General features: G+C 72.0%; 6 protein-coding genes. 5 read left to right on the top strand and 1 reads right to left on the bottom strand.

Annotation, left to right across the window (positions count from 1 at the left end):
• From CCN56_RS21225 to CCN56_RS21215, 3 genes are all read left to right on the top strand, one after another.
• The coding region (locus CCN56_RS21225) for a ribonuclease domain-containing protein (RefSeq protein WP_373412880.1) at window positions 1-487 on the top strand (487 nt) is incomplete at its 5' end.
• Complete coding sequence (locus CCN56_RS21220) at window positions 474-806, top strand: barstar family protein (protein WP_086829054.1); 333 nt, start codon at window positions 474-476, stop codon at window positions 804-806. The genes CCN56_RS21225 and CCN56_RS21220, both read left to right, overlap by 14 nt.
• A gap of 101 nt (window positions 807-907) precedes the next feature.
• Window positions 908-2350, top strand: a complete 1443-nt coding sequence (locus tag CCN56_RS21215) for a GuaB1 family IMP dehydrogenase-related protein (RefSeq protein ID WP_041128219.1) — start codon at window positions 908-910, stop codon at window positions 2348-2350.
• Window positions 2351-2695: 345 nt separating this feature from the next.
• Here the strand turns inward: CCN56_RS21215 and CCN56_RS21210 are convergent, their stop codons facing one another.
• Window positions 2696-3706, bottom strand: coding sequence for a GDSL-type esterase/lipase family protein (locus tag CCN56_RS21210; protein ID WP_179199932.1), 1011 nt, complete (start codon window positions 3704-3706; stop codon window positions 2696-2698).
• A 355-nt stretch (window positions 3707-4061) separates the two neighbouring features.
• Here CCN56_RS21210 and CCN56_RS21205 point away from each other — a divergent pair, with 355 nt between their 5' ends.
• The gene (locus CCN56_RS21205; protein WP_086829050.1) at window positions 4062-5549 is read left to right on the top strand and encodes an amino acid permease; all 1488 of its coding nucleotides are present in this window, start codon (window positions 4062-4064) and stop codon (window positions 5547-5549) included.
• Window positions 5550-5559: 10 nt separating this feature from the next.
• Window positions 5560-6015, top strand: coding sequence for an Lrp/AsnC family transcriptional regulator (locus tag CCN56_RS21200; RefSeq protein ID WP_015032260.1), 456 nt, complete (start codon window positions 5560-5562; stop codon window positions 6013-6015).
• Window positions 6016-6033: the final 18 nt, after the last annotated feature.

The following is a 6033-nucleotide window of genomic DNA, read 5'->3' as shown; positions in this document are numbered from 1 at the left end:
GCTCCGGCCCCTGCGCGTGCTCCTCGCGCTCGTCCTCGCCGTCTTCCTGGCCGGGTGCTCCTCGGCGGGCGGGGGCGGGACCGGCACGGCCGCCCCGACCCGCGCCGCCACCACGGTCGCCCCGACCCGCACCGCCGCCACGGCCGCCCCGACCCGCGCCGCCACCACGGCCGCCGCCGCGCCCACCGGGACCTCGGGGCTCCCCACCGTACGAGCGGCGGACCTGCCGCCCGAGGCCCGGAAGACGCTCGCCCTCATCGCGCGCGGCGGCCCCTTCCCGTATGCCAAGGACGGCGCCGTCTTCTCGAACTTCGAGCGGGTCCTGCCCCGGCGTGACCGCGGCTACTACCACGAGTACACCGTGAAGACCCCCGGCGAACGCGACCGGGGCGCCCGGCGCATCGTCACCGGCCGGGGTGGGGAGACGTACTACACGGACGACCACTACGAGACGTTCCGGGAGGTGGTCGCGGATGAGGATCGATGACGCCGTCCTCCTGGACCTGCACGGGGTCACCGACAAGACCGCCTTCATGAACCGCTGCGTGCGCGCGCTGCCGCTGCCCGTGTGGTTCGGCCGCAACTGGGACGCCCTCGCCGACTCCCTCGCCGATATGCGCGAACCCATGGCGGTCGTCGTGACCGGCTGGCAGGCTTATGCCGAGGCCAGTCCCGAGGACTGGGCCATCGCCCAGGAGGTCTTCTCGGCGGCGGCCCGGGCCAGCTCCGAAGGCCTCGCGGTCCTCCTCTCGCTCGGCCATTTGGAGGATCCGACAGCACGCCCTGCCCAAGGCTCGGACGTTTAGCCCGGATCGTCTGCGCCACCCCTCGTGGGACAATGAACTACGTGCTTTTTCCCCTGGCTGAAATGCCTAGGGGCCGATCCGAACGACTGGGATGTCAGCACGTGCGTTTCCTCAATGACGTCAAGCCGCCCTACGACCTGACGTACGACGATGTCTTCATGGTGCCGAGCCGCTCGGCCGTGGGCTCCCGCCAGGCCGTGGACCTTTCCTCGCCCGACGGGACCGGGACCACCATCCCGCTCGTCGTCGCCAACATGACCGCCATCGCCGGCCGCCGGATGGCCGAGACCGTCGCCCGCCGCGGCGGCCTGGTCGTCATCCCGCAGGACATCCCGATCGAGGTCGTCACCGACGTCATCTCGTGGGTGAAGAGCCGCCACCACGTGCTCGACACCCCGATCGTCCTGGAGCCGCACCAGACCGTCGCCGACGCGCTCTCCCTGCTGCCGAAGCGCGCCCACGACGCAGGTGTCGTCGTCGACGAGAACCGCCGCCCGGTGGGCGTCGTCACCGACGCCGACCTCTCCGGCGTCGACCGCTTCACCCAGCTCTCCGAGGTCATGTCCAAGGACCTGCTCCTCCTGGACGCCGACATCGACCCGCGCGAGGCCTTCAACACCCTCGACGCCCACAACCGGCGCTACGCCCCGGCCGTGGACGCGGACGGCAAGCTCGTCGGCATCCTCACCCGCAAGGGCGCCCTGCGCGCGACCCTCTACTCCCCGGCCGTCGACGCCCAGGGACGCCTCCGCATCGCCGCCGCCGTCGGCATCAACGGCGACGTCGCCGGCAAGGCCAAGCAGCTGCTCGACGCGGGCGTCGACACGCTCGTCATCGACACCGCGCACGGCCACCAGGAGTCGATGATCTCCGCGATCAAGACCGTCCGGGCGCTCGACCCGCAGGTCCCGATCGTCGCGGGCAACATCGTCGCCGCCGAGGGCGTCAAGGACCTCATCGAGGCGGGCGCCGACATCATCAAGGTCGGCGTCGGACCCGGCGCCATGTGCACCACCCGCATGATGACCGGCGTCGGCCGCCCGCAGTTCTCGGCCGTCCTGGAGTGCGCCGCCGAGGCGAAGAAGTACGGCAAGCACGTCTGGGCCGACGGCGGTGTCCGCCACCCGCGCGACGTCGCCATGGCGCTCGCCGCCGGTGCGTCCAACGTGATGATCGGCTCCTGGTTCGCCGGGACGTACGAGTCCCCCGGCGACCTCCAGCACGATGCCCAGGGGCGTGCGTACAAGGAGTCCTTCGGCATGGCCTCGGCCCGCGCCGTCCGGAACCGGACCTCGGACGAGTCCGCCTACGACCGCGCCCGCAAGGCGCTGTTCGAGGAGGGCATCTCCACCTCGCGCATGTTCCTCGACCCGCAGCGTCCGGGCGTCGAGGACCTGATCGACTCGATCATCGCGGGCGTGCGGTCGTCCTGCACCTACGCCGGTGCGGCCTCGCTCGCCGAGTTCGAGGAGAAGGCGGTCGTCGGTCTTCAGTCGGCGGCGGGTTACGCGGAGGGCAAGCCGCTGCACGCGAGCTGGAGCTGACCGCTCACGCAGTAGTACGCCTTGGGCCCCGGGACCTCGCTCCCGGGGCCCAAGCCCGTTACGGCCCGCACTCCGCCCGTTGTGGGCCCGCGCCCGCCGGCGCCCGAGGCTCCCGCGCCCTTGACCCGCACCGACTGTGCGCCGCGCTCGTGGTGCGGGCCCAGGCACGGAAGCCTGGGCCCGGCTGGGGGCACTGTCCCGTGTGCCCACCGGTCCCGCCCTGCGGGCCGAGGCCCACACGGCAGCGGGCCGAGGCCCACACGGGTGCGGGCCAGCACGGAGGGTGGGCGACGCCCCGCACGGGCGCGGGCCCCGCACGGGCGGGTCCCCCGTACGGCGCGCGGCTCAGGGGGCCGAGCGGGCGCGAGGCGGTTTCAGCGCTCCCCGCAGCGCCCCCGCCACCGCCGCCGCCATCCGCGCATGCCCCGCATCGTTCGGGTGCAACCCGTCCGCCAGGTGTTCCGGGCCGAGCAGAGGGCGGCCGGAGAGGACCAGGAGGTGGGCGTCGCCCTCCGTCGCCAGGTCCCGGCCCGCCCGCTCCATGGCCCGCCGCAGCTCCGTCAGGGTCGCTCCCAGGGCGTTGCGGGTGTGCTCCGCCTCCGGGCGCAGGACCGGTGAGACGATCAGCAGCGGGGTGTCCGGGTGGCCCCGGCGGACCAGGCCCACGAAGGCGCGGACCGTCGCGTACAGCCAGTCGGCCGTGGCCGGCACCCGGGACCAGCAGTTGGTTCCGAACGCCAGGGTGATCAGATCGCCCTGGAGGCGGGACAGGTGTTCGGCGAGCGGTAGCTCGCCCCTCGCCCCGCCCGCGTACCCCAGATTCACCGTGTCCAGGCCGAGCAGCCGCCCCGCCGTGGCCGGCCAGGAGTGTGCCGGGCGGGTCGACCACCAGCCCTCGGTGATCGAGTCGCCGTGGACGAGCCACCGGGGCCGCGCCGGGGCGGGGGAGAGTGCGCCCCCGACGGCCCGCAGCGCGAGCGGCACGGGCGCCTGGCCCTCCGGGAGGTGGAGGGTGAACACGCCGCCGTCCGGGGGGAGGGGGAGCCTCACGACGGCCTCCGGAGCCGGAGCCGCGCAGACCTCGCCGACGAGCCGCGTGCCCCGCCACAGGGCGAAGCAGTGGCGCAGCGCCCGCAGCGGATCGTCCGGCGCCGGGACGGCCGCCCGGTAGCGGAGCTCCACCGCGCGCGTGCCGGGCGCGGCCGTGAACTCGATCCGTACCCCGATGGGCAGCGCGGCCCGCTCGGCGATGTCCCACGGCAGCCGTTCGAGGTCGTCGGGGTCGGCGCGTACGGGCCGGTCCCCGTCCAGCCAGGCCGTGCCGCGCAGGAACGGTGACGGGTCGAGCCAGTGCACCGGGGCCTCCGATCGTGGGCCGCCGAAGGCGGTCGTCAGGGGCTCGCAGCGTGTGTCATTCCGCATGAGGAGTCCATACGCGTGCGCGTGCCGGTTCACACCCGGATGTGTCGATTCATGCGGGGGAGCGCAATGTTTGCCCGTCTGGGCCCGAAGCGCGCAATGATCATCCGGCACTGCGCAACAACCCTGCATTACGACTGCGAAGCTCTTCCCTTTAGGCTCATGCCTCGTACCAGGAGTGGCGTCGACCGCCTGCTCGGCGGTTTCCGTCCCCCGCGGGTGTGCTCCGGCATGCCCGCGCACCGCCGCGGTCGTCTCCGAACCCCACAGGCAGCGATAAGGAGCCTCCGCAGTGCTGGATCACGGCGCAGCCCCACCGGTCGTCGACACGACCGCCCCGAAGACCTCCGCTCTCGGCGCACTCATCCGACGCAAGCCGGTGGAACGCCTGGTCGACGAGGGTGGCCAGGGTGAGGGCGGCAGTCTCCGCCGCTCGCTCTCGATGTGGCAGCTGACCATGATCAGCATCGGCGCCACGCTCGGCACCGGCATCTTCGTCGTCCTCGGCGACGCCGTTCCGAAGGCCGGCCCCGCCGTCACGATCGCCTTCGTCATCGCCGGTCTCACAGCCCTGTTCTCGGCCCTCTCGTACGCCGAGCTGGCCGGCTCCATACCGGTCGCCGGCTCCTCCTACTCGTACGCGTACGCAACGATGGGTGAACTCGTCGCCTGGGTCTGCGGCTGGTGTCTGGTCCTGGAGTACGGCGTCTCCGTCGCCGCCGTGGCCGTCGGCTGGGGCGAGTACCTCAACGAGCTGCTCGACGGGACCATCGGCGTCACCATCCCCGACGTGCTCTCCTCGGCGCCCGGCGAGGGCGGCGTCATCAACCTGCCCGGCCTCATCGTCGTGATGCTCGCCATGGTGTTCCTGCTCGGCGGCGCCCGCGAGTCCGCCGTCGTCAACACGATCATGGTCGGGGTGAAGATCGTCACCCTCGTGATCTTCTGCGCGATCGGCTTCATGGGCTTCAAGTCCGGCAACTACAAGGACTTCATGCCGCTCGGCATGACCGGCGTCGGCGCCGCGAGCGCGACCCTCTTCTTCTCGTACATCGGCTTCGACGCCGCCTCCACGGCCGGCGAGGAGGCCAAGAACCCCAAGCGCGACCTGCCGCGGGCGATCATGCTCTCGCTGCTCATCGTCACCGTGCTGTACGTCCTCGTCGCGGCCGTCGCCGTCGGCGCCTGGCACTGGAAGGCCTTCGAGGGCTCCGAGGCCACCCTGGCCGCGATCATGAACGACGTCACCGGGCAGACCTTCTGGGGCACGATGCTCGCCGCCGGCGCCGTCATCTCCATCGCCAGCGTCGTCCTCACCGTGCTCTACGGCCAGACCCGCGTCCTCTTCGCGATGTCCCGCGACGGCCTGGTCCCGAAGGTCTTCGGCAAGGTCAGCGGCAAGACCGGCACCCCGCGCATCAACACGGTCATCGTGTCGCTCTTCTGCGGCGCGCTCGCCTCGGTCATCCCGCTCGGCAAGCTCGTCGACGCCACCAGCATCGGCACCCTCTTCGCCTTCGCCCTGGTCAACGTCGCGGTCATCGTGCTCCGCCGCACCCGCCCCGACATGCCGCGCACCTTCAAGGTGGCCCTCGGCCCGGTCTTCCCGATCCTCGGCTTCGGCTTCTGCCTCTACAACATGGCGAGCCTCGACGTCGTCACCTGGGTGGTCTTCGGTTGCTGGATGGCCGCCGGGCTCGTGTTCTACTTCCTGTACGGCATTCGCCGCTCCCGACTGGCCACGGCTCCGGCCCTGGCAGAGGCTCCAGCAGAGAAGTGATCCACCCGTAGTGCGACTCAACGACCTCGACGAACGCATCGTCCACGCCCTCGCGGAAGACGCCCGCCGCAGCTACGCCGACATCGGCTCGCTCGTCGGACTCTCCGCCCCCGCAGTGAAGCGGCGCGTGGACCGGCTCCGGGCCGAGGGCGCCATCACCGGATTCACCGTACGGGTGGACCCGGCGGCGCTCGGCTGGGAGACCGAGGGCTTCGTCGAGATCTACTGCCGCCACAACACCTCGCCGGACGACATCCGGCGAGGTCTGGAGCGGTACCCCGAGGTGGTGTCCGCGTCGACCGTCACCGGTGACGCGGACGCCGTCGTCCAGGTCTTCGCCTCGGACATGCGCCACTTCGAGCGCGTCCTGGAACGCATCGCGGGCGAGCCCTTCGTGGAGCGCACCAAGTCCGTCCTGGTGCTCTCGCCGCTGCTGCGGCGCTTCTCCTCCGGCTCGCCCGCTTAGCGGGCGAGCCGGAGGAGA

This window comes from Streptomyces sp. NRRL B-24572, assembly GCF_002156145.1.
In the GTDB taxonomy this organism is placed as follows: domain Bacteria; phylum Actinomycetota; class Actinomycetes; order Streptomycetales; family Streptomycetaceae; genus Streptomyces; species Streptomyces vietnamensis.
This window is presented reverse-complemented; position numbering and strand designations above follow the sequence as displayed.

Bases quoted from the DNA above. Each gene is read 5' to 3' on its own strand.
- CCN56_RS21220 (WP_086829054.1), top strand. From the start codon at position 474: ATGAGGATCGATGACGCCGTCCTCCTGGACCTGCACGGGGTCACCGAC.